The organism is Lentzea sp. NPDC042327 (assembly GCF_040647275.1).
GTDB lineage: Bacteria > Actinomycetota > Actinomycetes > Mycobacteriales > Pseudonocardiaceae > Lentzea.
The window spans coordinates 166,389-191,524 of record NZ_JBEZBX010000006.1; the positions used below are offsets into that span (position 1 = coordinate 166,389).

Annotated in this window: 18 protein-coding genes; 12 read left to right on the forward strand and 6 right to left on the reverse strand. The window is 72.4% G+C overall.

Annotated elements, in window-relative coordinates; translation table 11 throughout:
* The first annotated feature begins 13 nt into the window (after positions 1–13).
* Positions 14–1,012, forward strand: coding sequence for an HNH endonuclease (locus AB0A63_RS17650; RefSeq protein ID WP_360391947.1), 999 nt, complete (start codon positions 14–16; stop codon positions 1,010–1,012).
* On the opposite strand, the gene AB0A63_RS17655 is transcribed toward AB0A63_RS17650, so the two are convergent.
* Positions 1,013–2,110, reverse strand: a complete 1,098-nt coding sequence (locus AB0A63_RS17655; RefSeq protein ID WP_360391950.1) for a DUF3578 domain-containing protein — start codon at positions 2,108–2,110, stop codon at positions 1,013–1,015.
* Positions 2,111–2,192: 82 nt separating this feature from the next.
* A complete protein-coding gene (locus AB0A63_RS17660; RefSeq protein ID WP_360391953.1) occupies positions 2,193–3,638 on the reverse strand; it encodes an IucA/IucC family C-terminal-domain containing protein in 1,446 nt (481 codons plus the stop codon).
* A 17-nt stretch (positions 3,639–3,655) separates the two neighbouring features.
* Here AB0A63_RS17660 and AB0A63_RS17665 point away from each other — a divergent pair, with 17 nt between their 5' ends.
* Positions 3,656–5,014, forward strand: coding sequence for an IucA/IucC family protein (locus tag AB0A63_RS17665; RefSeq protein ID WP_360391956.1), 1,359 nt, complete (start codon positions 3,656–3,658; stop codon positions 5,012–5,014).
* Here the strand turns inward: AB0A63_RS17665 and AB0A63_RS17670 are convergent.
* The gene (locus AB0A63_RS17670) at positions 5,004–6,020 is read right to left on the reverse strand and encodes a hypothetical protein (RefSeq protein ID WP_360391959.1); all 1,017 of its coding nucleotides are present in this window, start codon (positions 6,018–6,020) and stop codon (positions 5,004–5,006) included. The two genes, AB0A63_RS17665 and AB0A63_RS17670, sit on opposite strands and share 11 nt — an antisense overlap.
* A 32-nt stretch (positions 6,021–6,052) precedes the next feature.
* Between AB0A63_RS17670 and AB0A63_RS17675 the strand changes: the two genes are divergently transcribed.
* Together AB0A63_RS17675 and AB0A63_RS17680 are read left to right on the forward strand one after the other, a co-directional pair.
* A complete protein-coding gene (locus AB0A63_RS17675; RefSeq protein WP_360391962.1) occupies positions 6,053–6,802 on the forward strand; it encodes an aminoglycoside phosphotransferase family protein in 750 nt (249 codons plus the stop codon).
* Positions 6,799–7,386, forward strand: coding sequence for an SMI1/KNR4 family protein (locus tag AB0A63_RS17680; RefSeq protein ID WP_360391964.1), 588 nt, complete (start codon positions 6,799–6,801; stop codon positions 7,384–7,386). Before AB0A63_RS17675 ends, AB0A63_RS17680 begins: the two co-directional genes overlap by 4 nt.
* A gap of 45 nt (positions 7,387–7,431) precedes the next feature.
* Here the strand turns inward: AB0A63_RS17680 and AB0A63_RS17685 are convergent, their stop codons facing one another.
* On the reverse strand, positions 7,432–8,310 hold the full coding sequence (locus AB0A63_RS17685; protein ID WP_360391967.1) for a cellulose binding domain-containing protein: 879 nt from the start codon (positions 8,308–8,310) through the stop codon (positions 7,432–7,434).
* Between the two features lie 288 nt (positions 8,311–8,598).
* Here AB0A63_RS17685 and AB0A63_RS17690 point away from each other — a divergent pair, with 288 nt between their 5' ends.
* Entirely contained in the window at positions 8,599–9,429 is an 831-nt protein-coding gene (locus tag AB0A63_RS17690) for an alpha/beta hydrolase (RefSeq protein ID WP_360391969.1), read from the forward strand.
* Between the two features lie 106 nt (positions 9,430–9,535).
* Positions 9,536–12,721, forward strand: a complete 3,186-nt coding sequence (locus AB0A63_RS17695; protein ID WP_360391971.1) for a BTAD domain-containing putative transcriptional regulator — start codon at positions 9,536–9,538, stop codon at positions 12,719–12,721.
* 6 nt (positions 12,722–12,727) lie between these two features.
* Here AB0A63_RS17695 and AB0A63_RS17700 read toward each other — a convergent pair whose 3' ends face one another.
* A complete protein-coding gene (locus tag AB0A63_RS17700; protein WP_360391973.1) occupies positions 12,728–13,174 on the reverse strand; it encodes a hypothetical protein in 447 nt (148 codons plus the stop codon).
* 204 nt (positions 13,175–13,378) lie between these two features.
* On the opposite strand from AB0A63_RS17700, the gene AB0A63_RS17705 reads away from it, so the two are divergent.
* On the forward strand, positions 13,379–16,435 hold the full coding sequence (locus AB0A63_RS17705; protein WP_360391975.1) for an ATP-binding protein: 3,057 nt from the start codon (positions 13,379–13,381) through the stop codon (positions 16,433–16,435).
* A 60-nt stretch (positions 16,436–16,495) separates the two neighbouring features.
* On the opposite strand, the gene AB0A63_RS17710 is transcribed toward AB0A63_RS17705, so the two are convergent.
* Positions 16,496–16,846, reverse strand: coding sequence for a hypothetical protein (locus AB0A63_RS17710; protein ID WP_360391978.1), 351 nt, complete (start codon positions 16,844–16,846; stop codon positions 16,496–16,498).
* A 180-nt stretch (positions 16,847–17,026) separates the two neighbouring features.
* On the opposite strand from AB0A63_RS17710, the gene AB0A63_RS17715 reads away from it, so the two are divergent.
* From AB0A63_RS17715 to AB0A63_RS17735, 5 genes are all read left to right on the forward strand, one after another.
* Positions 17,027–17,557, forward strand: coding sequence for an NUDIX hydrolase (locus AB0A63_RS17715; RefSeq protein ID WP_360391980.1), 531 nt, complete (start codon positions 17,027–17,029; stop codon positions 17,555–17,557).
* A 1-nt stretch (position 17,558) separates the two neighbouring features.
* Complete coding sequence (locus tag AB0A63_RS17720; RefSeq protein WP_360391983.1) at positions 17,559–18,419, forward strand: cobalamin-binding protein; 861 nt, start codon at positions 17,559–17,561, stop codon at positions 18,417–18,419.
* Entirely contained in the window at positions 18,410–19,381 is a 972-nt protein-coding gene (locus AB0A63_RS17725; protein WP_360391986.1) for a D-cysteine desulfhydrase family protein, read from the forward strand. Before AB0A63_RS17720 ends, AB0A63_RS17725 begins: the two co-directional genes overlap by 10 nt.
* Before the next feature lie 331 nt (positions 19,382–19,712).
* Positions 19,713–21,944: a vWA domain-containing protein gene (locus AB0A63_RS17730; protein WP_360391989.1), complete on the forward strand. Its 2,232-nt coding sequence runs from the start codon at positions 19,713–19,715 to the stop codon at positions 21,942–21,944.
* A gap of 23 nt (positions 21,945–21,967) precedes the next feature.
* Positions 21,968–25,123: a tubulin-like doman-containing protein gene (locus AB0A63_RS17735; protein ID WP_360391992.1), complete on the forward strand. Its 3,156-nt coding sequence runs from the start codon at positions 21,968–21,970 to the stop codon at positions 25,121–25,123.
* Positions 25,124–25,136 lie beyond the last annotated feature (13 nt).

The window sequence follows — 25,136 nt, forward strand, 5'->3', positions numbered from 1 at the left end:
CTACGCTCGCACCGTGAGCATCAGGGACATCACCGCCGAAGCCGTTCTCGAGGCGATCGCCGAGCACGACCGGATGGGCCAGCACCGGTTCCGGGAGACCTACGGCTTCGGGGCGGCTCGCACCTACGTGTTGGTGCACGAGGACCGTGAGTACGACTCGAAGGCGATCGTGGGCGTGGCGCACGGGTACCTGCCGGGGCACGAGGTGCTCGGGCCGGCGGAGTTCTCCGGTGGGCTGAACACCGTGGTGCAGGTGTTGGAGGGTCTCGGCTTCCAGGTGCGGGAGGAGCCGAAGCCGCGCCAGCTCAGCTGGTTGGAGGCTGAGCTCGTCCTCGCGTGCGACCTCGTGGTGCGCAACGGCTGGAAGCACGTGCGAGCCACGGACGAAAGGGCGAAGGAGCTGTCCGACCTCCTGCGGAAGCTGCCGCTGTACCCGGTGGAGTGGCGGCAACCGAACTTCCGCAACACCAACTCGGTGCAGCACAAGACGTATGACATCGAGACGCTGCTCTCCAGCTACCACGGCGAGAAGAAGAAGGGCGGCAAACTCGATCAGGAGGTGCTCCAGGCCTTCCTCGACCGGCCCGAGGAGATGCAGGCCGAGGCGGAGGCCATCCGGGCCGGGTTGCGGACGGGTGAACTCACCGACCTGTCGGTGGTTCCCGACATCGACGAAGAGGAAGCCACTCGTGAAGGACGGCTGCTGCTGCGGCGGCACTTCGCTCGGGAGCGCGACCCGAAGCTGCGGCGCAATAAGGTCGAAGCGACGCTCAAACAGCACGGGTGTCTGGAGTGCGAGGTCTGCGGCTTCGACTTCGAACGCACCTATGGCGACCGAGGCCGCCACTACGCCGAAGTGCACCACGTGACACCGCTGCACGTGTCAGGACCGACGACAACGCGGTTGCGGGATCTGGCGGTGCTGTGCGCGAACTGCCATCGGATGATCCACCGCGGGAGTCGGTGGCTGAGCCCGGCCGAGCTGCGTGAGCTCGTGCAGAGCAGGGCTTGATCAGCCGGGGACGACGTAGCGGTGGGAGATGGGGGTCAGGTCGGCGTCGTCGATGGCCCACGGGTGGGTCACGTGGAGCTCGCCACCGGAGGCCGTCACGCCGCCGTCGACGTGCTCCAGCCGGATCGAGCGCACCACCATGAGGGCGGTGTCGGGGTACTTCTCCCTGTTCAGCAGCACCTCTCCCTGGGTCAGCACCACCTCGACGCCCGAGGAGGTCGTGCCCTTCACCTCCACGTGCAGGTGCTCGTCCTGCCTGGTGGCGTCGAGGTCGTACGGCTGGGTGGCGCCGACGTCCTTGACCCGGTAGCCCTTTTCCTCGAGGTGGGCGGTGGCCACGTCGACGGCCCGGCGCTCGATCGCCGTTCGTTCCTCCACGCTGAGCCGACGACCCTGGCCCCTGCTGGTCCGGCGACCTGCCGCGCGGTGGCTCGCCTCGACGACCTCCGCGATCTCCGGCGCCGGTTCCCCCGGCACGTCCGGGGCTTGCTCCAGTGCGGTGTACAGGGTGGACAGGGTGGCGACGAGGAAGCGCAGGTCCGCCGCGAGCACCTGGTCGGACGGAATGGCGTCGACGGGGTAGGCGAACGCGGCCACCGTGCCGGCTTCGTAGCCGGGAGCGAGCTTGCGACCGCGGGCCTTGAGGTGGATGTCGTGGACGAGGTCAGCACGTAACTTCAGCTGGTCGGCCACCGCGGTGCGTGCCCAGGCGACGCGCTCGTGCAGTTCGTGGACCGGCCGGGTCTTGAACGCGTTGTTCTGCCAACGGCTCGTGCCCTGCATCAGGCAGAGGTAGACGGTCTCGCCAGGCGAGTCGAACAGGTAGACGACGTACCAGCCGACGGTGGCGGAGGGCGACTTGGCTGCGGGGTGGACGCGTACCCACGGGATCTCGCTGTACAGACCGGTCGCGTTGCTCGCCTGGACGCGGAGGTCGTCGAAGTGCACTTCGGGATCGCTGGACAACGCGCCCAACCGCGCCTTGAGCTGATCGGCGATGTCCTTGTGGATGAGGTGGCCGCGGCGGGCCATCGCCTCGGAGTTCCGCGGCGCGTAGTTTCTCTGGAGCAGCAGGACTTCCTGAAGCGCGGCACGCATCGCGCGAGCGTATGCATGATCAACGACCGACAAAGCTCAAACAGTCGCAAGCACATCGAACGGCCCAGCGCCGATGAACCGTTCAGAGCAACGGGTTCGGGCAGTCGACGTACCGGCTCGCCGCCCCTTCCGCACGGGTCCACCGCAGCAGCAGGTTCGCCTTCGCCGGCACGACCGGGCTCTCCAGCAACGACACCAGCTGCGGTGGTGACCCGTGAGCGTCGGCGCAGGCGGCGAACACCGCGCGGGCCTCGGACCAGAGGTCGGCCCCGGGGTGGCGCGCGTGCACCGCCCCGGCGATCTCCACCAGGTGGTTGACGATCAGGCAGTACTGCAGCCGTTCCCACCCCTTCGCCTCGGACACGCCGCGGGCGCCGAGCACGTCACCGTCCACTGCGGACAGCAGCGCGGAGTGCGACGGCAGCAGGCGCATGCCCTCGTGGTCGCGGTAGAACGCCTGGACGGGTGTGCCGGTCGCGTCCACGCCCACCAGGACGTTCTGCATGTGGCTCTCCATCACCACGCCGTGCGCGAAGAACGCGTGCAGGACCGGGGGCACGACCGCCTCGACGTACGCGCGGAACCAGGCGGCGGGGTCGGTCAGCGCGTCGAGCGGGTTGCCGGGGAAGCCCTCGGCGAGGCCCGCTGCCAGCAGCGGGGTGACGCCGGGGCGGGTGTGGCGGCGGATGCCGTCGCGGACGACCACGGCCAGGCCCTCGAAGTGCGCCGGGGACGTGCGGTAGCCGTGGTCCAGCAGGAAGGCCGTGCCGGGGTGGGTGGCGGCGATGTCGGCGAACACCGGTTTCAGCACGTCGGCCAGGGGTGGGATCCAGTGCAGGTCGTAGGTCCAGAGGCGGCGGACGTCGTTGGTGATCTGGATGTCGAGGCTGAACTTGTAGAACAGGTCGGCCGCCGGGTCGTAGACCGTGCGGACGGAGGAGGTCGGCCAGACCGGTGGGCCGTCGGCCCCCGCGGGCAGGCCCAGCAGGGAGAGCTGCAGGGGGTGGGCCGGGAGGGTGCCGGGTGGCAGGTCCACCTCGCCCGCGTCCACGAAGTCGCCGGTCAGCACGGACAACCGGAACTCCGCGTGGGTCTCCGGTGCGTACGGCAGCCAGGCGGCGGCGGGGAGGGTGCCGCGGCTCTTCGGGGCCGGGTGGTAGCGGTGGCCGGCGACGAGGGCCTGTTCGGAGCGCTGGTAGAGGTCCGAGGGCGGGGTGCCGCGGGCGGCGAGGATCGCGGCGATCGCGGAGTGGGAGGCGGCGATCTCGTCGAGGAAGCCGACGGGGGCGCTGCCGAGCTCCTTCACGACCAGGGCGGCCAGCTCGTGCCAGGTGACGGGGTGCCAGGTGCCGGAGTGGAGCTCGGGGGACGACGGCCAGCGGCCGGTCCGCGCGCGGAGCACGGCGCCGGTGTGCGGGAGGCGGAGGACGAGGTGGTCCGCGGTGGTGGTCACCTCGGCGACCTCGCGGCGCAGGCAGTTCAGCAACGCGGTCGCGGTGATGCCGTCGGGGTCGGAGTTCGCTTCCACCTGTGTTCCCTCTGGCGATGTGTCAGGATCACGTCATTCTCACGCAGACGCAGGTCGAGGCGGAATTCGCCGCCGCTCTGGACGGTGAGCGGGCCGAGCGGTTCCTCACCGGGCTGCCGGGTGCGCGGGAGGCGGTGCTCGCCCGGCTCCTGCGGGCGGTCGCGGTCGAGCCGGTGCCGCCGGTCGAGCGGCTCACCGGGCACCCCGCCGACGTCGTGCGGCAGTGGCCGGGCAGTGAGCGGCTCGCCGGGGAGGTCGCGCACAGCGTGGCGGGGCTGGCGTTGGCGCGGACGGCGAAACCGCTGGCCACGCCGTTCCTGCGGCGGTCGCTGGAGGAGCACGAGCAGAGCGTCGTGGACGGGCACCCGCTGCACCCGTGCTGCCGCAACCGGACCGGGTTCACCGCCGCGGACCACCTCGCGTACGGGCCGGAGCACCGGCCCGTCGTGGCGTTGCGGCTGCACCCGGCCGAGGACCACGTGGTGTTCGGGGACTGGCCGGACGAGCTGCGGGACGGCCGGGCGGTCCTGCTGCCGGTGCACCCGTGGCAGGCCGGGCGTAAGGAAGTTCACTCGATCGGAACGCTCGACGCGCACCCGTTGATGGCCCTGCGGACGTTGTCGGCGGGCGACTGGCACGTGAAGACGACGCTGAGCGCGCAGCTCACCTCGGCCGTGCGGGACATCTCGGCGGGCTCGATCGTCACCGCGACCGAGGTGTCGGAGTTCCTGGAGCGCACGGTCGAGGGCATCGAGCTGCAGCGCAACCGGGCCGCCGCGGCGGTGCTGGTGGACGGGCAACCCGACCGCGAGCTCGGCGTGATCCTGCGGGACCGGCCGGTGGTGCACGGGGGTGAGACGTTGCTGCCGCTCGCCGCGCTCACGGCTCGCCCGGTCGACGGCGGACAGCCGCCGATCAGCGGGCTCGGCGACCCGGTCGAGTGGCTCGCGGAGTTCGCCGCGCTGGCGGTGCCGCCGCTCATGACGTTGCTGGCCAGGGGTGTGGCGCTGGAGGCGCACGAGCAGAACCTGCTGGTCGGGCTCGTGGACGGGCGACCGCGGCGGCTGGTCTACCGCGACCTCGCGGACATCCGGGTCAGCCCCAGGCCGGAGCTGCCGCACCGGCTGCACGCCGACCGGGAGGCGCTGCGCGCCAAGACGTTCGCCACGTTCTTCGCCACCGCGCTGACCGGGCTCGTCGGTGCGCTGGAGGCACCGGCGGACGAGCTCTGGCGGGTCGTCGCGGACGCCGTACCGGACACGCCGGACCGGCACGCGTTGCTGCACGACCCGATTCCCGCGAAACCGCTCACGCTGATGCGGCTCGACCCAGCGACGAAGGAGTGGGCGCACCTGCCCAACCCGTTCAGGCGCTGACGAGCAGCGTCTCCCGGTGTTGCCACGCGAGCGCCAGCAGCGCCGCACCCGCCGCCTGCGTCGGTTCGTCGTGGACGAACCGCTCGACGTTCTCGGCGGTGAAGCCGAGACCGGCCAGCACGCGGCCCTCGTCGTTGTGCGCCACCAGGTCCCCGAACAGCTCGTCGAACAGCGTCGCGTCGAACACCGCGACCGTGAGCACGTCCGTCGCGAACGTCAACGGGTCCACGCCCGTTCCGAGGTACCAGACGCGCGCCTCGGCCAGCCGCCGCGCGAACGGCCAGCCGTCGTAGTCGACCGGACCCGCGTACTCCTCGGGGGCGCCGAGCAGCTCCTCGGCGAACTCGCGGACCATGCAGCGCCACAACGAGAAGTCGTTCACCGGGTCGGTGGCGGCCTGGAACACCCCGACCGGCAGCACCTGGTACAGCCCGCCCGCGTGCCCGACCTTGCGCGGGTCCCGCCAGTGCAGGAAGAACGTCGCCGCGCCGGTGGCCCGGTCGTGCCGGATGGTCAGCGTGCTGATCGCGACGTTCACCGGCCGCCGGGACGGGTCGCACGGGTCGCCGACCGCGGCGCGCAACGGCATCGCGTCGGCGTGCCCGAGCTCGCGCGCCGCGTACTCGTGCGCGCACGCCTCGCCCACGTCGATGCCGTCGAAGTACGACCCGATGCCGAACGTGAGGTGCCGGCCGGTGAAGCCGAGCAGCCGGTAGGTCGGCCGGTTCTCGAACACCGCGGGCGCCGCCAGTGCCGCCATCGCCTCGGAGTAGCTGCGGAAGCCCTCCGGCAGCCCGCCGGCCGTGAGCCGGAACTCGTTGGCCTGCTTGAGCTCCAGCGTGAGATCGTGCAGCGGCACCGGTTGCGCCGGCGTCCAGTGGGCGGCGGTGAGCAGCGGGGTCCCGGCCACCTTCGGCACGTCCGGGTACTCCGCGGCGGCCTTGACCGCGAGGGCGTGCCGGTGTTCGAGCAGGTGGGCGCGGACCGCGAGCCACTGTGCAGGCATGGGCGTGATGGTGTCACGGACGGGGTGGTTCGGTGGAACGGTTGACAGGCGGAGGGATCAACGACGTCTATCGCGTCGGTCAGACGGTGCGCCGCCCGGTCGGCCCGTGGTCGCCGCGCGTGCACGGGCTGCTGCGGCACCTGCGTGAGCGCGGTTTCACCGGCGCGCCGGACTTCCACGGCATCGACGAGGAGGGCCGCGAGATCCTCACGTTCTTCCCGGGCGAGGTCTGCAACTACCCGCTCTCCCCCGCCGCGCGGTCGGAGGAGGCACTCGTCAGCGCCGCACGGCTGCTGCGGTCCTACCACGACGCCACGGCCAGCTACGACCACCGCACCGGCTGGATGATGCCTGTGCGAGAGCCTGCGGAAGTGGTCTGCCACGGCGACTTCGCGCCCTACAACTGCGTGCTGGACGGCACGACGGCGGTCGCGCTGATCGACTTCGACACCGCGCACCCGGCGCCGCGGCTGTGGGACGTGGCGTACGCGGTGTACCGGTGGGCGCCGCTCACCCACCCGGACAACCACGACGGGTTCGGCACCGCTGCGCGGCAGGCGGCCAGGGCGGCGAGGTTCTGCAACGCCTACGGGCTGGCGGACCGCTCGGGGCTGGTGGCCGCGGTCGCCGAACGGCTCACCGCGCTCGTCGAGCTCATGCACGCGCGGGCGGACGCGGGTGACCGGGCGTTCGCGCGCCACATCGCCGACGGTCACGACCGGTTGTACCTGCGCGACGCCGAGTACGTGCGTACGACGATGCCGGGCATGATCACGGGATGACCGTGTCGAGGTCCTGGGACCGCATCGAGGACTGGTGCCGTGCCAACGGTGTCGCGCACGTGCTGAGGCCGCCCGCGACCGCCGCCGCCATCGCGGCCGCCGAGGAGGAGGTCGGGCACCGGTTCCCCGCGGACCTGGTGGAGTCGTGGCTGCGGCACGACGGCACGTCCATGCGGCCGGCGAGCTTCCTGGTGCCGCGGCGGTGGATACCGCTGCCGCTGGACTGGGCGGTCGAGGACTGGCGGCGGCGGACCGGTGAGCTCGCCCGGCGCCAGGCCGACGAGATCGACGACTTCTCCGATGAGGACGACGAGGACTGGTCCGAGGTCGAGGAGGGCGAGGAGGACCTGTTCTGGGGGTGGAACCCGGCGTGGCTGCCGATCGCGCTCGACGACACGGGCTGCGCCCTCGTCGTGGAGCTGCGGCCGGGTGACCGGTGCGGTGCGGTCGGGCAGCTGGACCCGCAGTCGATCCCGGCGTTCGAGGGCGTCAACACGTACCCGTCGACTGCGGCGCTGCTGGAGCACACCGCGGCCGCGCTGCCCGGCGCGAGGGTCGAGAACGGCGGGATCTTCTGGCACTAGCCACTCGGGCGGCCCGGGACCGACCGGTCCTTTGTGGAGCGAGCCCTACTCGACCGCGCAGGTGCTGCCGTTGAGCGTGAACGCGGCCGGTTCCGGGTTGGCGCCGTGGACGCTGCCGTTGAAACCGAACGACACCGTGCCGCCGGGTGCGATCGCGGCGGTGTAGTCCTCGTTCATCGCGCGAACGGAACCGGTGCCGCGCAACAGCTTCGCCCGCCACATCCGGGTCACGGCCTGGCCGTTGCCGAACGTCCAGCCCACCGTCCAGCCGTTGACCGGGGACGTGCCGGTGTTGCGCAGCGTCACGTCGGCGGTGAACCCGCCCTGCCACTCCGCTGTGACCACGTAGCCGACCGAGCACGGCGGGCGCGGTCGTGTCGTGGTGCGGACGGGAGGCTGCGTGGTCGTCACCGGTGTGGGTGCCACCGCCTTGGTCGACCAGGGTGCGTCCATCCCGTCGCACGGCGGACCCCACAGGCCGCGATCCGCCTGTGCCGCCGCCATTTCCGCGTCGGTGTACCGGCCGCCGTCCGCGTCCTGGGCGCGCAGCACGCCCTCGCGCACGGCGAGCAGCGCGTAGTCGGTGCCGTCCTCCAGGGTCAGGCTGGCCTCGCCCGGCGTGATGCTCTTGACCAGCACCGGGCGGGCCAGCAGCGTGGTGCGCGCGAACGCCAGCGCCCGCGGCGCCCAGCACCCGGCGGGCGGTGCCAGCAGGGCGATGCGGAGCCGGGTGCCGTCGGCCAGCTCGACCGTGACCGGGTCCGGCACCGCGCGCACGAGCTGCGGGACGTCCTCCGGCAGCGGCACGTCGGTGACCGGCGACGTCGGCGTGGGGCGGCTGGGGTTCGGCGGCGGGGTCGGCTCGGCGCTGCAGGCAGTCAGCAGCAGCACCGCGAGCAGGACGGCCGGCAGGGGTCTTCTCATCGGGAGGTGGCGGTCCGGTGCTGGTCGGGGAACGGGGTGCGGAGCGGGTGCGCGCCTCATCTTCGCGAGGCGGGGCAACGCCGTCCAGCAACGAACCGATCACGGAGCGCCGATCGCGAGCGGTCGGTGTTCGCGTTCACATTCACCTTTCGCCGCAGGGACGCGCGAGCCCCGCCGAGCAGTGTCACGCCAAGATGATCAATCGTTCAACTACTTGTGAGCGATCACATGGAATGCCATGCTGTCGCCCGGTTCGCAGACCGCGCCCGCGTCGGGGAAAGGCCTCTCATGGCACCACAGCACGCCACCGTCCACGAACTGCTGGGACTCCGGGTGAACGGGGTGAACCTGAAGATCGCCACCACCCACCGCACCGGCCGGCTCGCCCCGGTGGTGTTCCTGCACGGGTTCGGCGGCACCAAAGAGGACTACGCGGACGTGGTGCTGCGCCCGGCGTTCCACGACCGGCCGGTCCTCGCCTTCGACGCACCCGGTTGCGGCGCCTCGGAATGCGCCGACCTCGCCGCCGTCGACCTGCCGTTCCTCGCCGACACCACCCGTGCGGTCGCGGACCGGCTGGGTCTGGGCCGGTTCCACCTCGTCGGTCACTCGATGGGCGGCGTGGCCGGTCTGCTGTTCGCCCACCGCCAGCCCGGCCGGGTGCTGAGCTTCGTCAACATGCACGGCAACCTGACGCCGCAGGACTGCTTCCTCAGCCGGCCTGCGACCACCGGGCACCGCGGCGACTTCCTCGCCGCGTTCGCCGACGACGTCCGCCGCACGCCGCACTACGCCGGCGCCCTGTACGCCGCGAGCCTGCCGCACAAGGTCCGCCGCGCCGCCGCGCACGGCCTCCTCTCGTCCATGGTGGAGCTGTCCGACCGGGGTGAGCTGCTGACGCGGTTCCTGTCGCTGCCGTGCCCGAAGATGTTCCTGTACGGCGAGGAGCACGCGGCACTGCCGTACCTGCCGAAGCTCGACGCGAACGGCGTGCAGCTCGCCGAGATCCCGCACAGCGGCCACCTGCCCGTGTACTCCAACCCGGTCGCGATGTGGCGGCACATCGCCGAGTTCCACCAGCGCGTGGAATCGGGACGGGACGTCCGTTCGCACGCCTAGGCAGGAACCGTCGTGCGGGGGCGTTGTGCGCCACGGCTGCTCCCGTCGGGCGAACGAATTGCCGAACCCGCCCCGGACAGGTCCATCGGCGTGCTATGCACATCGGATGGGGGGAGTCGAGTTCCGGCTGCTCGGGACCGTGACGGCCGGGAGAGGGGACCAGGTCGTCGAGCTCGGGCACGGCCGAAGGCGGTGTGTGCTGGCCGCGTTGCTCGTGGACGCGAACCAGGTGGTGTCGGCGGACCAGCTGCTGGACCGGGCGTGGGGTGACGCCGTGCCGCGGCAGGGGCGCGACACGTTGTACGCGTACCTGTCCCGGCTGCGGCGGGCGTGCCGCGGGCTGGAGGTGGAGATCACCCGGCGCTGCGGCGGGTACGTGCTCGCCGTGGACCCGGAGAACGTCGACCTGCACCGGTTCCACCGGTTGCTGGCGCGGGGGCGGGCCGAGCCGGACCCGGCCGCCCGGCTGGCGGCGTTCGACCGGGCGCTGGGGTTGTGGCGGGGTGCGGCGTTCGCGGGGCTGAGCACGCCGTGGCTCGACGACGTGCGGGAAGGCCTGGCAGCGCACCGGTTCTGCGCCGAGCTGGACCGGGTCGACCTGCGGCTGGAGCTGGGACTGCACGGCGAGCTGGTGACCGGGCTGGCCGCGGCGGTGCGCGAGCACCCGTTGGACGAGCGGCTGACCGGGCAGTTCATGCTGGCGCTGTACCGGTCGGGGCGGCAGGCGGAGGCGCTCGCGGCCTACCAGGGGCTGCGCGACCGGCTGGCCGAGGCGCTCGGTGTCGACCCGGGGCCCGAGGTGCGGCGGCTGCACACGGCGTTGCTGCGGCAGGCGCCCGAGGTGGCGGCACCGGTGGAAGTGGCGGCACGGGCCCAAGCGGTGGCACCGGCCGGAGAGGCGGCACCAGCCGGAGAGGCGGCACCAGCCGAGGCTGTGGCACCGGACCAAGCGACGGCACCGGCCACGACCGCAGCGTCAGCCGACACGGCGGCACCCGCCGAAGCTGTGGCACCGCCCCGAACGACACCCGCCGAGGCGCGGCCACCGGCGCAGGTGCCCTGCGGTGTCCCGCACTTCGTCGGGCGTGCGGAGGCGTTGCGGGAGCTCGGTCCCGGGCTGTCGGTGGTCGTGGGCACCGGCGGTGTGGGGAAGTCCGCGCTCGTCGTGCACTGGGCGCACCGGCACGGCGGCGACTTCCCCGACGGGCAGCTGTACGTGGACCTGCACGGCTACGGCACCGCGGAGCCGATGGCCCCGTCCACCGCGCTGGAGGGGTTTCTGCGGGCGCTCGGGGTGGAGCGGATCCCGCCCGGCGTGGACGAGCGGGCCGCGCTGTACCGGTCGGCGCTGGCCGGGCGGCGGATGGTGGTGCTGCTGGACAACGCGCGGTCGGCCGAGCAGGTGCGGCCGCTGCTGCCGGGGCGGCCCGGCTGCGCGGTGCTCGTGACCAGCAGGGACGACCTCGCGGGACTGGTGGCCCGCGACGGCGCGCGCCGGATCACGGTGGGGCGGCTCGGTGCGGCCGAGTCGCTGGAGCTGTTGCGGCGGGTGCTCGGGGCGGAGCGGGTGGCCGCGGAGCTGCCGGCGGCGACCGAGCTGGTGCGGCGGTGTGCGGGGCTGCCGCTGGCGTTGCGGGTGGCGGCGGAACGGGCGGCCGGGCTGGCGGACCTGGTGGCGGAGCTGGCGGACCCCGGTGCGCTGGACGTGCCCGGCGACCCGGCCTCGGCGGTGCGCAGCGTGTTCTCGTGGTCCTACCGGGCGTTGCCGGAGCCTGCGGCGCGGCTGTTCCGGCTGCTCGGGTGGCACCCCGGCCCCGACCACGGTGCCGCAGCGGCCGCCGCGCTGGCCGGGGTGGACCTGCCCGCCGCGCACCGGTTGCTGGACGTGCTCAGGACCGCGCACCTGGTCGAGCAGACCGCGCCGGACCGGTTCGCGATGCACGACCTGCTGCGGCTCTACGCCCGGCAGCTCGGCGCGGACCCGGCGGCGGTGCGGCGGCTGGCCGGCTGGTACCTGGGCACCGCCCGTGCCGCCGCCGAGCTGGTGCACCCGGCGGTGCCGCACCTGCCGTGGCCGCCGGTGCGCTCGCCGTTCACCGGCCGCGCCGAGGCGCTGGCGTGGCTGGACACCGAGCGGCACAACCTCCTCGCGCTGGTCCGCACCGGGAGCGGGCCGCTGGTGTGGGAGCTCGCGGACGCGCTGCACGGCTACTTCTCCGTGCGGGAGCACCACGACGACCTGCTCGACACGGCGACCGCGGGGCTGCGGGCGTCCGTTGTGGACGGTGGCCTGCGCGCGCAGGCCGTGCTGCACCTCGCGGTCGCGACGGCCCGGCTCGGACTGGGCGAGCGCGCGCTCGCCGAGGAGCACTTCGAGCAGGCCCGCCGGCTCGGTGAACGGACCGGCTGGGACGAGGTGCGGGCCACCGCGCTCGGTCACCTCGGCACCCTGCACCGCCACCGCGGCCGGTTGCGCGCCGCCGCCATCTGCCACGCGAGCGCACTGGCCGTGGTCCGCTCGCTCGGCGCGGAGGTGCCCGAGGCCGGGGTGCTCTGCGACCTCGGCGAGGTCTACTACGAAATGGGTCACCTGCGTCTCGCCGAACGCCACTGCCAGCGCGCGGTGGACCTGCACCGCGCGCACGGCTCGCGGCTCGGCGAGGCCACCGGGCTCTGCCTGCTCGCCCGGATCGCCTTCGAGCTGGGCGACCTCCCCCGTTCACTCCGGCTCTGCACCACCGTGCTGCGCCTGGACCTCGGCGCACGCGGCTTGGAGGCGGCGGCACTCGCGCAGCTCGCGCTCGCCGACTGCGCTCTGGGCGCGCACGACCGGGCGGAGGTGCACGCGGAGCAGGCGCTCGACCTGGCCCGCGAGACCGGCTGCCTGGCCGCGGAGGCCGACGCCCACAACGCGCTGGGGCTCGTCGACCGCCGGTGGAACCGGTTCGCCCAGGCCGCTGAACGCCACCGCCACGCACTCGACCTCGCGCGCGCCGACGGTCGCCGGCGCGGCGAGGTGGAGTCCCTGGTCGAGCTGAGCGCCGCGGTGGTGGCGCTCGGCTGCCCCGACCCCGGTCTCGCCGCGCAGGCGGTCGCGCTGGCGGCCGAGGCCGGTTTCCGGGTCCTGCACGGTCGCGCGCTCACGGCACTGGCCCAGGCCTGGTCAGCGTGCGGCGCCGTCGACGCGGCGGTGGCCAGCGGCGAGGAGGCCCTGGGGATCCACCTCGGCACCGGCCACCGCCTCGGTCACGCCGCCACCGCGGCGTTGCTGGCCCGGCTCACCCGCGGCTGACCGGGGTCAGCACGCCTCCAGGCTGCCGCGCGACCCGTTGGGGTTCAGGTCGAGCAGCGAGTCGCTGACCCAGCCCTGCACCCCGGTCGTGGTGTCCCGCAGGTACGTCCACGTGGTGTAGGTGATGCCGTTCCTGGTCACCGCGTCGCCGACGGCGTAGCAGTGGTAGTCGACGTTGTGGGAGAGCTGGCCCTGGCCGTCGGACGTGCACGAGGTGTGCGGGCCGCGGCGGATGTTGACGTTGCTGCCGTCGAACAGCTGGCCGGAGCGCGCGTCCTTGTTGCTGTGCGCGTGCCCGGAGCAGGCCATGATGCCGACGCCGGACTGGTCGGTGTCCGCCGCGCCCGTGGTGACCGGCAGCGGCTTCTCGTCGGCGGCGTTCGCCGTCCCCACCAGCGCGAACGACGTCGTGGCCGCGAACAGCGCGACCGCGGCGACTGAAGTGATCTTCACGTTCGTCCCCCCTCAGGGTCGAAGGTTGCTTGCGCCGCACAGCCTGCTCGGCGGGCCGTGCCCAAAACCTTGCGCAAAACCTTGACCCCGGTTCAGCCCGACTGGTCCGTTCGGCCGATCAGCGGCGACCGTTGATCGGAGCCGAACGACCTGTCGGCGCAGCCGCCGTCCCCACTTCATGATCACCCGGCAAGAGTTTGACGGGTGGCCAAGACCTACAGTTACGCCGACGCCGTCCGGCTCCTCGGCACGAAGGAGAGCGCGCTCGTCGACGCGCTCGACCGGCTGGTGGGCCTGGCCCTGCTGGGCGGGGTCGCGGGCGGGGTGACCGAGCTGCTGGGCTGGTTCGACGCGAAGACCGACTTCGTCCGGTTGAGCAGGGAACTGCTGGTCAAGGCGGGTGCGCGGCGCTCGGGCCTGAGCCGGCACAGCCAGACGGAACGGCTGCACGCCGCCCACACCGTGATCGTCGTGGTGGCGTTGTTCGAGGCGTTCGAGCAGGTCGAGCTGCCGTTCCGGTTCGCGGAGCTGGGCCTGCACAAGGACGAGCAGCACACGCTCGTCGGGCTCAGCAGCGTCTTCGACGGCGACGGCGTGCTCCCGAGCGCGAGCCGGCCGTTCGCCCAAAACCTGCGGACGATCGAGGACCAGTACCGGCGCGCGTGCCGCGACCTGCTGAAGCTGCTGGAGGGCACGGCGGTCTGGGCGCGGCTGACGGGTGAGCAGCGCGTCCGGGTCACCCGGCTGCTGTCCGACCTGCACCTGACCGCACTGCAGCGGTACCAGGAGCTGGTCCGCAAGCTCGGCGCCGAGTACCCGGAGCTGGCGTTCTGGTTGCACGCCGACCACGACGCGCACGTCTCCGCCGGCCTCGCCCGGCTGGAGGAGGCGCTGGTCCGCACCAGGGTCGGTGCCGCGCCCGACGACCGCCGCACGGCGCTGGCCGCCCGCTACCGGGCGGTGCTGGACCGGCCGATCATCGACCCCGGCCAGGTGCCGACCGGTCTGGAGATCCCGCTGACCCGCACCGCCTACATCGACCCCGACTACCAGGTCGTCGCCATGACCGAGGACGCCCACCCGGCCGAGTCCGGCTGGTGGCGCGACCAGCCGCCGCGCTCCGACCTCTACCGGTACCTGGTCGGCCACCTGACCTCGCCGAAGGCCGTGACCCACCCGCTGGTGGTGCTGGGCGACCCCGGTTCTGGCAAGTCGCTGCTGACGAAGGTGCTCGCCGCGCGGCTGCCCGCCGCGGACTTCCTGACCGTGCGGGTGGAGCTGCGGGCCACGGCGGCGGAGGCGGACCTGCGCCGGCAGATCGACCAGGGCCTGGGCCTCGCGCTGCACGAGGACGTGAGCTTCACGGCCATGGCGCGCGCGGCCGGTGACGCGCTGCCCGTGGTGCTGCTCGACGGGTTCGACGAGCTGCTGCAGGCGACCGGCGTGACGCAGACCGACTTCCTGGACCGGGTGCAGACCTTCCAGCGGGACTGCGCCGACGCGGGACGGCCGGTCGCGTTCGTCGTGACCAGCCGGATCAGCGTCGCGGGCGGCATGCGGATCCCGCTCGACACCGACGTGCTGCGGCTGGTCCCGTTCAGCGACGCCAACGTCGAGGCGTGGCTGGAGGTGTGGAACGGCTCCAACGCCGGCTACTTCGCCGCGAACGGGCTGGTCCCGTTGCCCGCCAAGGCCGTGCTCGACCACCACGACCTCGCCGAGCAGCCGCTCCTGCTGCTGATGCTCGCGTTGTACGACGCCGTCGGCAACGCTCTGCAGCGGCACCGGGACAGCCTCGGCAAGGTCGACCTGTACGAGGAGCTGCTGCGCCGCTTCGCCCGCCGCGAGGTGGACAAGGGCCACGACACCGCCGCCCCCGACGAGGACCCGGTGGAGGTGGAGCTGGAGAAGCTGTCCGTGGTGGCGTTCGCGATGTTCCAGCGCGGCACCAAGTGGGTGGCGGGCAACGCGATCGACGAGGACATGACGGCGTTACTGCACCCCGGTGTGCCGCAGCCCAGGCACGGCATCCGCCGGCCGCTGAGCGAGGGCGACCGGGTGGTCGGGCGGTTCTTCTTCGTGCAGTGCGCGATGGCGATCCGCGACGAGCACCGCCTGCACACCTACGAGTTCCTGCACGCGACGTTCGGCGAGTTCCTGGTCGCGCGGTTCACCTGGACGGTGCTGAACGACCTGCGCGAGCGCGAGTCGGCCGGGCGGCGGATCACCGGTGCCCAGCCCGACGACAGCATGCTGTGGGCGCTGCTGTCGTTCGCGCCGCTGACCTCCAGCAACCCGGTGATCGAGTTCCTGGTGGAGATGGCCGGTGCCGCCCGCTACCGCGAGGAGCTGAAAGCACTGGTGCAGCGGCTGTTCTCGCTCTCGCGGATGCGCAGGCCGCGGTCGCTGGAGTCCTACCTGCCGGTGCCGCGGCAGGAACCGGCGCGGTACGCCATCTACAGCCTGAACCTGGTGCTGCTGCACGTCGTGCTCGCGCGGGTGTGCGGGTCGCGCGAGCTCGGCGTGCGGAACTGGTCGAAGCTCGCGGGGCTGTGGAAGGCGGAGCTGACCGACGCGGAGTGGCGCACCCTGATCGAGTCGGTCTACGTGCGGTGGGACGACCCGCTGCACGTGACGCTGGCGATCGGCACGGCGCTGCCGACCTCGGTCGAGCTGGACGGCCTGGCGCGGCGGGTGTCGCTGCGCGAGGCGGCGCTCGACGCCCGGTTCACCGGCGACCCGGCGGCCAACGAGTTCAAGCACGCCTTCGAGGCGCTGCCGGACGTGCGGTTCGACGTCGACTACGCGCGGGCGCTGGTGCAGCTGGCCGCCTCACCGGTGGCGCCGGGCGAGCGGGCGTGGCACTACCTGTGCTGGGCCGACCGCTTCCCCGACCTGGTGCTCGACTGCCTGCGCCGCGACCTCACCGTGAGCGCGGAGACGCTGGGCAGGCTCGCCAAGACCGGGTTGAGCGCGAGCAGCGGGTTCGTGGCGCAGCTGTGGGACCGGGTCGGCCGCGGCGGGCCCGACGACGAGCTGCTGGGGGTGTTCGACGAGGTGCGGTCCGCGGTGACGCCGGGCAGCTACGAGGTGCCGATGCTGGACGCGCTGCTGCGGCTGCACGAGGGCGGGCGGGAGGACTGCGCGCCGCGGCTGCGCGAGCTGTTCGGCTCGGTGGACTTCGCGGCGGTCGGGCAGGTGCGGCCGGACCTGGTGTACCGGGCGGGCACGGTCGCGAACGAGCTGGGCCTGTTCGGCTGAGCGGGCACGCCACGACGACCGGGCCGCCTCGTCGTCCGGCCCGGTCCGGGTGCGGGGTGCTCAGGCCCGCCAGCGCCGGGAGGCGTGGACCACGTCGCCGACCGCGCGGGCGAGACTGCCGTCGGCGTCGACGTGGGGCTCGTACCCGGCCTGCGGAAGCGGCCTGGCCGGCTCCCTCGGGACCTCGTACGGGTCGCTGTCCTCCCACCGCAGCCTGCGCGCCGTCTTCACGAACGCGACCGCCGCGGCCAGCAGCAGCACGCCGGTCGCGACCGGCCACAGGACCTTCTCCGCGAGGGCGATGGCGAACTGGACCTGGGCCACCACCACGAACACGACGGTCAGCCCGACCACGGACCACGGGGCCGAATGTCCCTCGTGTCTGCGCTTGGCGGCACCGGTTGCCCCCATTGGCGTCACCTCCACCGATGTCGACTCGAACATCGGCGATTGATCGCACGGAGTTACAGCGCCCAGCGTACTCCCTGGGTCGTTTGGTTGCGCACAGTCATCACCCGCGGTACCGCTCACCAGGCACGGACGGCTGGGCCGGTGCGCGCGTGAATCACCCGCTGGTGTGATCATCGGCGTATGACCGCACAGCACTGCGGCGACCCCGCCGCGTTCGCCGCGGACGTCCTCGACGAGGGTCCGCCCGAGCCCGAGCACGACCCCGGTGTCGCCTCCCGCCGTCCCACCAAGACCGGTGCCGGCGGTGCGCTGGTCCGCGACTCCACCGGACGCGTGCTGTTCGTGGTGCCCACCTACAAGTCCGTGCTGGACATCCCGGGTGGCATGACCGAGGACGACGAGTCGCCGAAGGCCGCCGCGCGCAGGGAGGTCCGCGAGGAGCTCGGCGTCGACCTCCCGCTCGGGCGGCTGCTCGTCGTGGACTGGACACCGCGCAACGGCGTGTGGCGCGACTGCCACCAGTTCGTCTTCGACGGCGGGGTGCTCGACGGTGCCGTCGCGCACGACCCCGAGCTGGAGTCCGTGGTGTACCTGGGACTCGACGAGGCCAGGCCGCGGATCTACCCCTCTTTGCACCGGCGGCTGACCCTCGCCCTCGCCGCGCTGGAAAGCGGTTCCACGCGGTACGCCGAGTTCGGCAGGGAGGTCTGAGGTGCGGATCGTCTCGCTGCTGCCCGCCGCGACCGACATCGTCGCCGAGCTGGGCCTCGCCGGACACCTCGTCGGGCGCACCCACGAGTGCGACTGGCCGCCGTCGGTCGCGGACGTCCCGGTGGTCACGGGCACCGCGGTCGACCAGGACGCGGTGAGCAGCCGGGAGATCTCCGCGACCGTGCACCGCGGTTCGTCGGTCTTCGGCCTGGACGTGGAGCTGCTGCACGACCTCAAGCCCGACGTCGTCCTCACTCAGGACCTGTGCGACGTGTGCGCGGTCTCCTACGAGAGCGTGTCCGCGGCCGTGCGGCTGATGGACGCCGGCCCGGTGGTGCTGAGCCTCGAACCCTCCACCCTGGACGAGGTCCTCGGTTGCCTGAAGACCGTCGGCGACGTGCTCGGAGTGGACAGCGCCGAGCGGATCGACCGCCTGCGCGTCCGGATCGACCACGTCGAACGGCTGACCGCGGGCCTGTCCCGCCCGCGCGTGGCCGCGATCGAGTGGCTGGACCCGGTGTGGCCCGCCGGGCACTGGGTGCCGGAGCAGATCACCAAGGCAGGCGGTGTCCCGCTGCTCGCCGCCCCCGGTGAGCACACCGGGCCGACCACGTGGGAGGCCGTGCACGCGGCGCGGCCGGACGTCGTGCTGCTCGTCCCGTGCGGCTTCCCGATCGGGCGAACGCTGACCGAGCTGCCCGACCAGGTGTTCCCCGAGACGTGGGTGCTGGACGGTCCCTCGTACTTCAACCGCCCCGGCCCGCGGGTCGTGCGCGGCATCGAGGTGCTGGCGCGGGTGCTGCACGGCGTCGGCCCGGCTCTGGAGCCCGATGAGGCGACTAGGCTCGCCCCGTGGACCTGAGCGCATTCCCCCGCGTGGCACTGGGCAGCTGGCCGACCCCGCTGGAGGACGCCCCGCGCCTGACCGCCGCACTGGGCGGCCCGCAGGTCCTGCTCAAGCGCGACGACGTCAACGGCCTGGGCGCCGGCGGCAACAAGCTCCGCAAGCTCGAGTTCCTCCTCGGCGCGGCCCTGGAGCAGGGCGCGGACACCGTCATCACGTTCGGCGCGCTGCAGACCAACCACGGCCGCCAGACCGCCGCGGCCTGCGCCAAGCTCGGCCTGCGGTGCGAGCTCGTGCTCACCGCCAAGGTCCCGATGACCGGCCCCGCCTACGAGCGGTCCGGCAACGTCGTCCTCGACCACATGTTCGGCGCGAACGTCCACATCTGCGCCACGGCCGAGGAGACCGCCGAGACCTACGACCGCGTCAACCACCCCGGCGCCGTCACCCTCCCCGTCGGCGGCTCGAACGCCCTCGGCACCCTCGGCTACGTCGCCGCCGCCACCGAGCTCGTCACCCAGCTGACCGCCCGCGGCATCGACGACGCCTGCGTCGTCGTCCCCCAGGGCTCCGGCGCCACCGCCGCGGGCATCGCGCTGGGCACCGAACTGCTCGGCTGGCCCGGCACCGTCCACGCCGCCAGCGTGTCCCACAGCGCGGCCGACGCCACCTCCGAGCTCCACCAGCTCGCCACCGGCGCCGCCGCCCTGCTCGGCCACCCCGCCCCACGACTCGGCCACGTCACCGTCACCGACGACACGATCGGCCCCGGCTACGGCGTGCCGACCGACGAGGTGTGGGCCGCGCTGAAGCTGTTCGCGTCCACCGAAGGGGTGGTCCTGGACCCGGTGTACACGGGCAAGGCCGCGGTGGCGTTCGAGCGCCTCGTCCCGGCGCTCGCGAAGCCCGTCGTGTTCCTCCACACGGGTGGTCTGCCCGGTTTCTACGGCTACGCCCCGGAAGCCGTCGCCCAGTTCTGACCGGCGCTGCGCATAAACGTGTCCTATCGGTGCGTTTCGCGTGCGTTCTTGACATCACGACCGGTCGGATGTTGACCATTTTTTGTCCATGACTCCCGGCTGGACGACCAGGCATAATCGCGACCATGCGTGACCGCGTTTCACTGCCTTCAATTTTTCACCCGCTCGGCGCAGCCACATTCAACCCACGTGCACTGGAATAGGCTGACCTGCTGTTATTTCGCCGACCACCACCGGTGAAAGTGCGGTAACGAGGCAGTGGGCCGGTCCGATCGAAATACCGCGACCTGTCCGTCCACCATTCCACCAGCGTCAGTGGGTGAATTGACTCATGCGTCTCTCAGTGCTCGCCTGCACAACGGCCGCGGCGTTGCTGTTGCCGTTGACGGCGGGCGCGGCAAGGCACCAGCAACAACAACCGGAACCCGTGATCACCCCCGCGCACATCGTGGTGCTGGTCGACGAGTCGAGCAGCATCAGCGCGCAGGACGTGGAAAGGGAACGCGAAGCCGCCGCGCTCATCGCGCTCGGCGAGGTCGCACCGTCCAGCTCCATCGCCGTCGTCGGCTTCGGCAGCGACAACGGTGCCCAGTCCCCCGTCGACGTGGTGTGCCCGCCGAGCACCGTCGCCACCGCCCAGGACCGCCAGCGGCTCAGCGACTGCGTGCGGAACCTGCGCAGCCGGGCCGCGGGCCAGGGCGACGGCACCGACCACGCGGCGGCGCTGCAGCAGGCCCTCAACTACCTGCGGGGTGACGAGGAGGGCCCGAAGCTGATCTTCATCCTCACCGACGGCGAGCTGAACGTGAGCGACAGCCCCCGGTACGGCACGGACAACGTCGGCAACCAGCGCAACCTGGAGGCCTCCCGGCAGATCGGCGAGTCGCTCAAGGAGGCGGCCGCCAGGAAGGTCCAGATCTGGCCGCTCGGCTTCGGCAAGGTCGACCGCGCGCAGCTCGACCGGTTCGCGGCGGAGTCCTTCCAGGGCAGGTGCGGGGCCAGGTCGCCGACGCCGTCGGCCACCGTCGTCACCAGCAGCGCGGACGTCGCCCAGGCGTTGCTCAAGGCCTTCCAGGCAGCGCGGTGCGTCGGTGCGAGCGAGATCCAGCGCACCCCGCTCAGCAGCGGCGGCACCGCGGAGGCCAAGGTCACCATCCCGGTGATCGCGACCGACGGGTCGATCCTGGTGACCAAGCACGACTCCCGCGTCTCGGTGTCCTACGTGGACCCGCAGAACCGGACCGTGCCGAAGTCGGGTGAGCAGGACGGGTCCACGTTCCAGGTGAGCGGCGAGAACGGCGTCGTGGAGGCGCTGCGGATCGTGAACCCGCTGCCGGGACCGTGGACCGTGAAGATCACCTCCGCTCCGGGGGTGCCCGCGCTCGACGTCAGCACCGTCGTCATGTACCAGGGTGCGGTGCGGTCGAGCATGACCGTGAACCCGCCGTCGCCGCGGCCCGGCGAGGAGGTCACGGTCGCGCTGAGCCTGCAGACCAGGAACCGCTCGATCACCGACCCGGCCGCACTCGCGGACCTCTCGTTCACCGCCGACGTGACGGGCGACGGCTTCACGACGCCGATCGTGCTCAACGACGACGCGCAGAACGGGGACAGCCGCGGCCAGGACGGCATCTACACCGGCAGGACCACGATCCCCGACCAGGCGAAGGGGTCGGTGAAGTTCAGCGGCACGGTGGCCGGCATCGGCGTCAGCAGCGACACCAGGACCGTCGAGGCGGCGATCGTCAGCGGTCCCCCGGTCTTCACCGCCACCGGCACGTTCGGCAACTCGGACCGGAAGGTCGCGCCCGGCGGGTCGATGAAGGGGTCCGTCACCATCACCAACAACTCCGGTCGTGCGCGCAAGGCCAGAATTCTGGTGGCGGACCCCGCTCCCGGCACGCTCGCGACCATCCCCGGCGAGCAGACCGTCGTGGAGCTGCCGCCGTCGGGCACCAGCACGTTCGAGTTCGACCTGACCTTCGCAGCCGACACCGTCGAGGGCGCCAACGCGGTGACGCTGCGGGTGGTCGACGACGAGCAGCCCGCGTCCGTGATCTACGAGTGGCAGCTGACCGCGACCGTCGCGACGCCGCCGCCGTTGACGGAGATCGCGATCGCCGTCGGGGTCGCCGCGGTCGCGACGACGGCGCTGGTGCTGTTCATCATGTGGCGCCGTCGCAGGGACGTCCGCGGACTCGTCGTCCACCTCTTCGAGGGACACCGGTCGCGCGGTGACCTCGCGGCACCGGAGCAGCCGTCGGCGCGGTTCCGCTTCCACCTCGGGGAGGCCGGCGCGGGGGTGCCGCAGCTCGCCCACTCCGCGGGCGGTGACGACAGCTACGTGCTGCACCGCAGCGGAGGGCGGCTGACGCTGCACACGCCGTACGGGGAGACCAGGCGGTTCACCGTCGGCGACCGCGTCGACGTGAGCCCCGCGCTCTCCCTCCAGGTGCTCGACGAGCACGCGTCCGCCGACTTCCCCGGTGACCAGCAGGACCCGTACGCGACCACCCAGCCCGCCGACGACCGGTCCGCCGGCGGCAACCACCACCTGCTCTAGCAGCGGGCAGCGGAAGGACCACGATGCAGATCTACCAGCCCATGATGTACGTCGGACTGGGTGGCACCGGCTGTCGCGTCGGGGCCGAGCTCGAGCGCAGGCTCCGCGAGGAGCTCTGCGGCCCGGACGGCACGGAGCTGCAGCACCGCATGCAGGGCAAGAACTTCCTGCCCTACCAGCTGCCGTCGTGCCTGCAGTTCGTCTACGCCGACCTGTCGGAGGACGAGTTCGGGGCGCTGGAACGCCGGGTGGTGCCCGATCCCGAGTACCTGCCGGCGGCGGAACGCACGATGCACCTCGTCCGGGAGCTCGTGCCGCACCACGACACCTACCCCGAGGTCGCGCGCAGCCTGCGCCTGGCCACCCCGAAGCTCGTCGACACCTGGCTGCCGCCCCCGCTGGGCGAGCCGCGGATCGGCCCGCTGGCGCGGGGCGCCGGGCAGCTGCCGACGGTGGGCAGGGCGGCGTTGTTCGAGACGTTCCGCGGTGGCACGTCGGCCGCGCAGGCACCGTTGCGCAAAGCGGTCGGTGCGATCAACAACTCGCTCGGCGAGCTCGCCCTGCTCGGTGGTGGCAAGAGGTCGTTGTCGTGCGACGTCTTCGTGGCGTTCTCGGTCGCGGGCGGCACCGGCAGCGGCATCTTCTTCGACTTCCTGCACCTCATCGGCGACGTCTTCGCGCACCAGGACTACCGCGCCCGCATCTTCCCGCTGGTGCTCATGCCGTCCGCGTTCGACGAGGGCCTCGGCGGCGGACGGGCCGCGCGGTTGAACGCGGGCCGCTCGCTGCTCGACCTCTTCCGGCTCGTCGACGACCAGAACGCCCAGGTCGCCGGCACCGAACTGGACAGCTCCGGCATCAGCGGCACGCTGTCGGTGCGGTACCCGGACCGCGAGGAGATCCGGCTGCGGGCCTCGACCGTGCAGACCGCGTTCCTGTTCGGCAAGGGCGCCGGGGTGCAGCGCGACGACCTGCACCGCTCCATCGTGTCGCTGGTGCTGTCCCTGATCGGCACCGACCTCGGCACCGACGGCGACGGCGGCCGCCAGGCCATCGCGCAGACGTACATGTCGTTCGCGGACAGCTTCATCAACAGCGCCGTCGAGCGGGAGGTGCCCGCACCGACCGGCATCGGCAACCGGGGTGTGTCGACGAGCTCGGTGGCGTCGATGACCGTGCCGGTCGACGACATCGCGGACATCATCAGCGCCCGGCTGCTCGCCGCGGCCGTGAACGAGCTCGACGAGCCGGGCTCCGGCCAGGCGGAGAACAACTCGTCCTTCATCGAGCGGTTCTTCACCGAGTCCAACCTGGACCCGTTGCGGCTGCGGGCACCCGTGCCGATCAACGAGGTCTCCGCGGTGTCCGGCGCCGAGGCGATCACCCGCGCGCTGGCCACCCGCGCGAGGACGATGGAGTCCGGCCTGCGCACGCTCGACCAGCAGCTGTCCCGGCAGATCCCGGACCTGGTGCAGACCTTCGACGCAGGCCGCGCGGTGAAGTCGTTGCTGGGCGAGATCGACCTGTTCCGGTTGCGCCGGGTGCTGAACGGCCACGACGGCCTCTCGGACGAGGCCAGCGCACTCGGCTTCGCGCGAATCCTGGAGCTGCGCCGCGGCGAACCGCTGGCACCGCCGGGGATGACGCTGAACCCGCCCGCCTCCGCTGACATCAAGGGCAGGTTCCTGCGCAAGCTGCAGTTCTCCGACCCGCCGGTGCGCGCCGCACTCGCCCGGCAGGACGAGTGGTACGCGTGGCGGGCCCGCCGGGTCTGGCACGCCGCGTGGAACGACCAGGCCGTGCGCTGGGACCTCAAGCTCAAGGCCGTGCAGCAGCAGGTCCTGTCGCTGGTCAACGCCTTCGAGGACCACGCACGGCAGAGCGAGCGCCGCTTCACCGCCCGTGCCCGCGAGCTCTACCAGCAGCGCGTGGGCGTCACGTACCTGCTGCCGCGCCAGGGTGACCTGGAGCCCTTCTACCAGGCCGTCGTGCGCCGGTTCGTCGACTTCTACGTGCACCAGGGCGGAAAGCTGCACCCGACGGCGACCCCCGGCGACCTCGTCACCGAGATCCTCGGGGAGGAGGGCTGGAAGCACGCCTACGACATGGTGCTCGACGGCCGGGGGCCGACCCTGGCGGTGGCGCACGTCAAGGACCGCGTGAAGCAGGCGGTGAAGCGCCTGTTCTCCTACCGCGACGGCCAGCACCGCGCCCTGCTGCCCGCGCTGCAGGACCTCCTGGCCGCGGCGGCGGGCAAGCCCGGCGTGGCGGTCGGCGACGACGAGCTGGCGCAGTTCCGGGAGAAGCTCGCCGGTCTGGTGCCCGGCGGGTTCGCGCCCAGCGGCACCGGCCGCATGCGCATCCTGTTCAGCTACCCCGCCGGCACCAAGGACTTCGAGCTGGAGAAGTACCTGCAGCAGGAGGTCACGCTCCCGCGCACCGGCGCCGTGGTCGAGTTCCGCCCGATCGCCGCCGAGTCGATCACCGTCGTGCTGTTCCGCAGCTCCATGGGCCTCACCGAGGTGCCCGAGGTCCGCGAGGTCCTCAAGCACTGGTCCGACGCGCTGAAGAACGAGGAGCAGCAGGACTTCCTGCGCTGGCGCCAACGCCTCGGCTTCGACTTCGGCTACCTGGCCACGATCCCCGAGCACCGCGAACGCATCCTGCACCACCTGCTGTGCGCGGCCTGGAACGACCAGATCGCCGTCGAGGGCGACGAGGACTCCCCCACCGCGATCCTGGTGCGGCTCGGCGAGGGCGCGCAGGCCACGATGAAGCTGCCGCTCGAACCGTTCGGCCGCATGTCCAGCTGGGCCAGCGTGCTGTCGGCCTACGAGGCGTGGGTGCTGACCGACGACGAGCAGATCCGCCGCGACTTCTGCGCCAAGCTGATCGCCTCGACCCCGAACGGGGTGGACAGCAGGCCGTCGAAACCCTCGAACCTCTACGACCGCATCGTCGGCATGGCGGCCGGCGAGCTCGACATGGTCGACGAGGAGCTGCGGCAGCGGTCCGGCGAGAGCGGCATCCGCCGGCTGCACGCTCTGCGCGAGTTCTGGGAGGACACCCTCTCCAGCGCCCTGCGGCTGCCGTTCCGCGGCGTCAACAACCCGTTGCAGGACAACCTGCAGGACCTGCGCGAGTGGGTCGCCCGCGACCCGGAGTGGCTGCGCCCGTGAACCCCGATCCCGT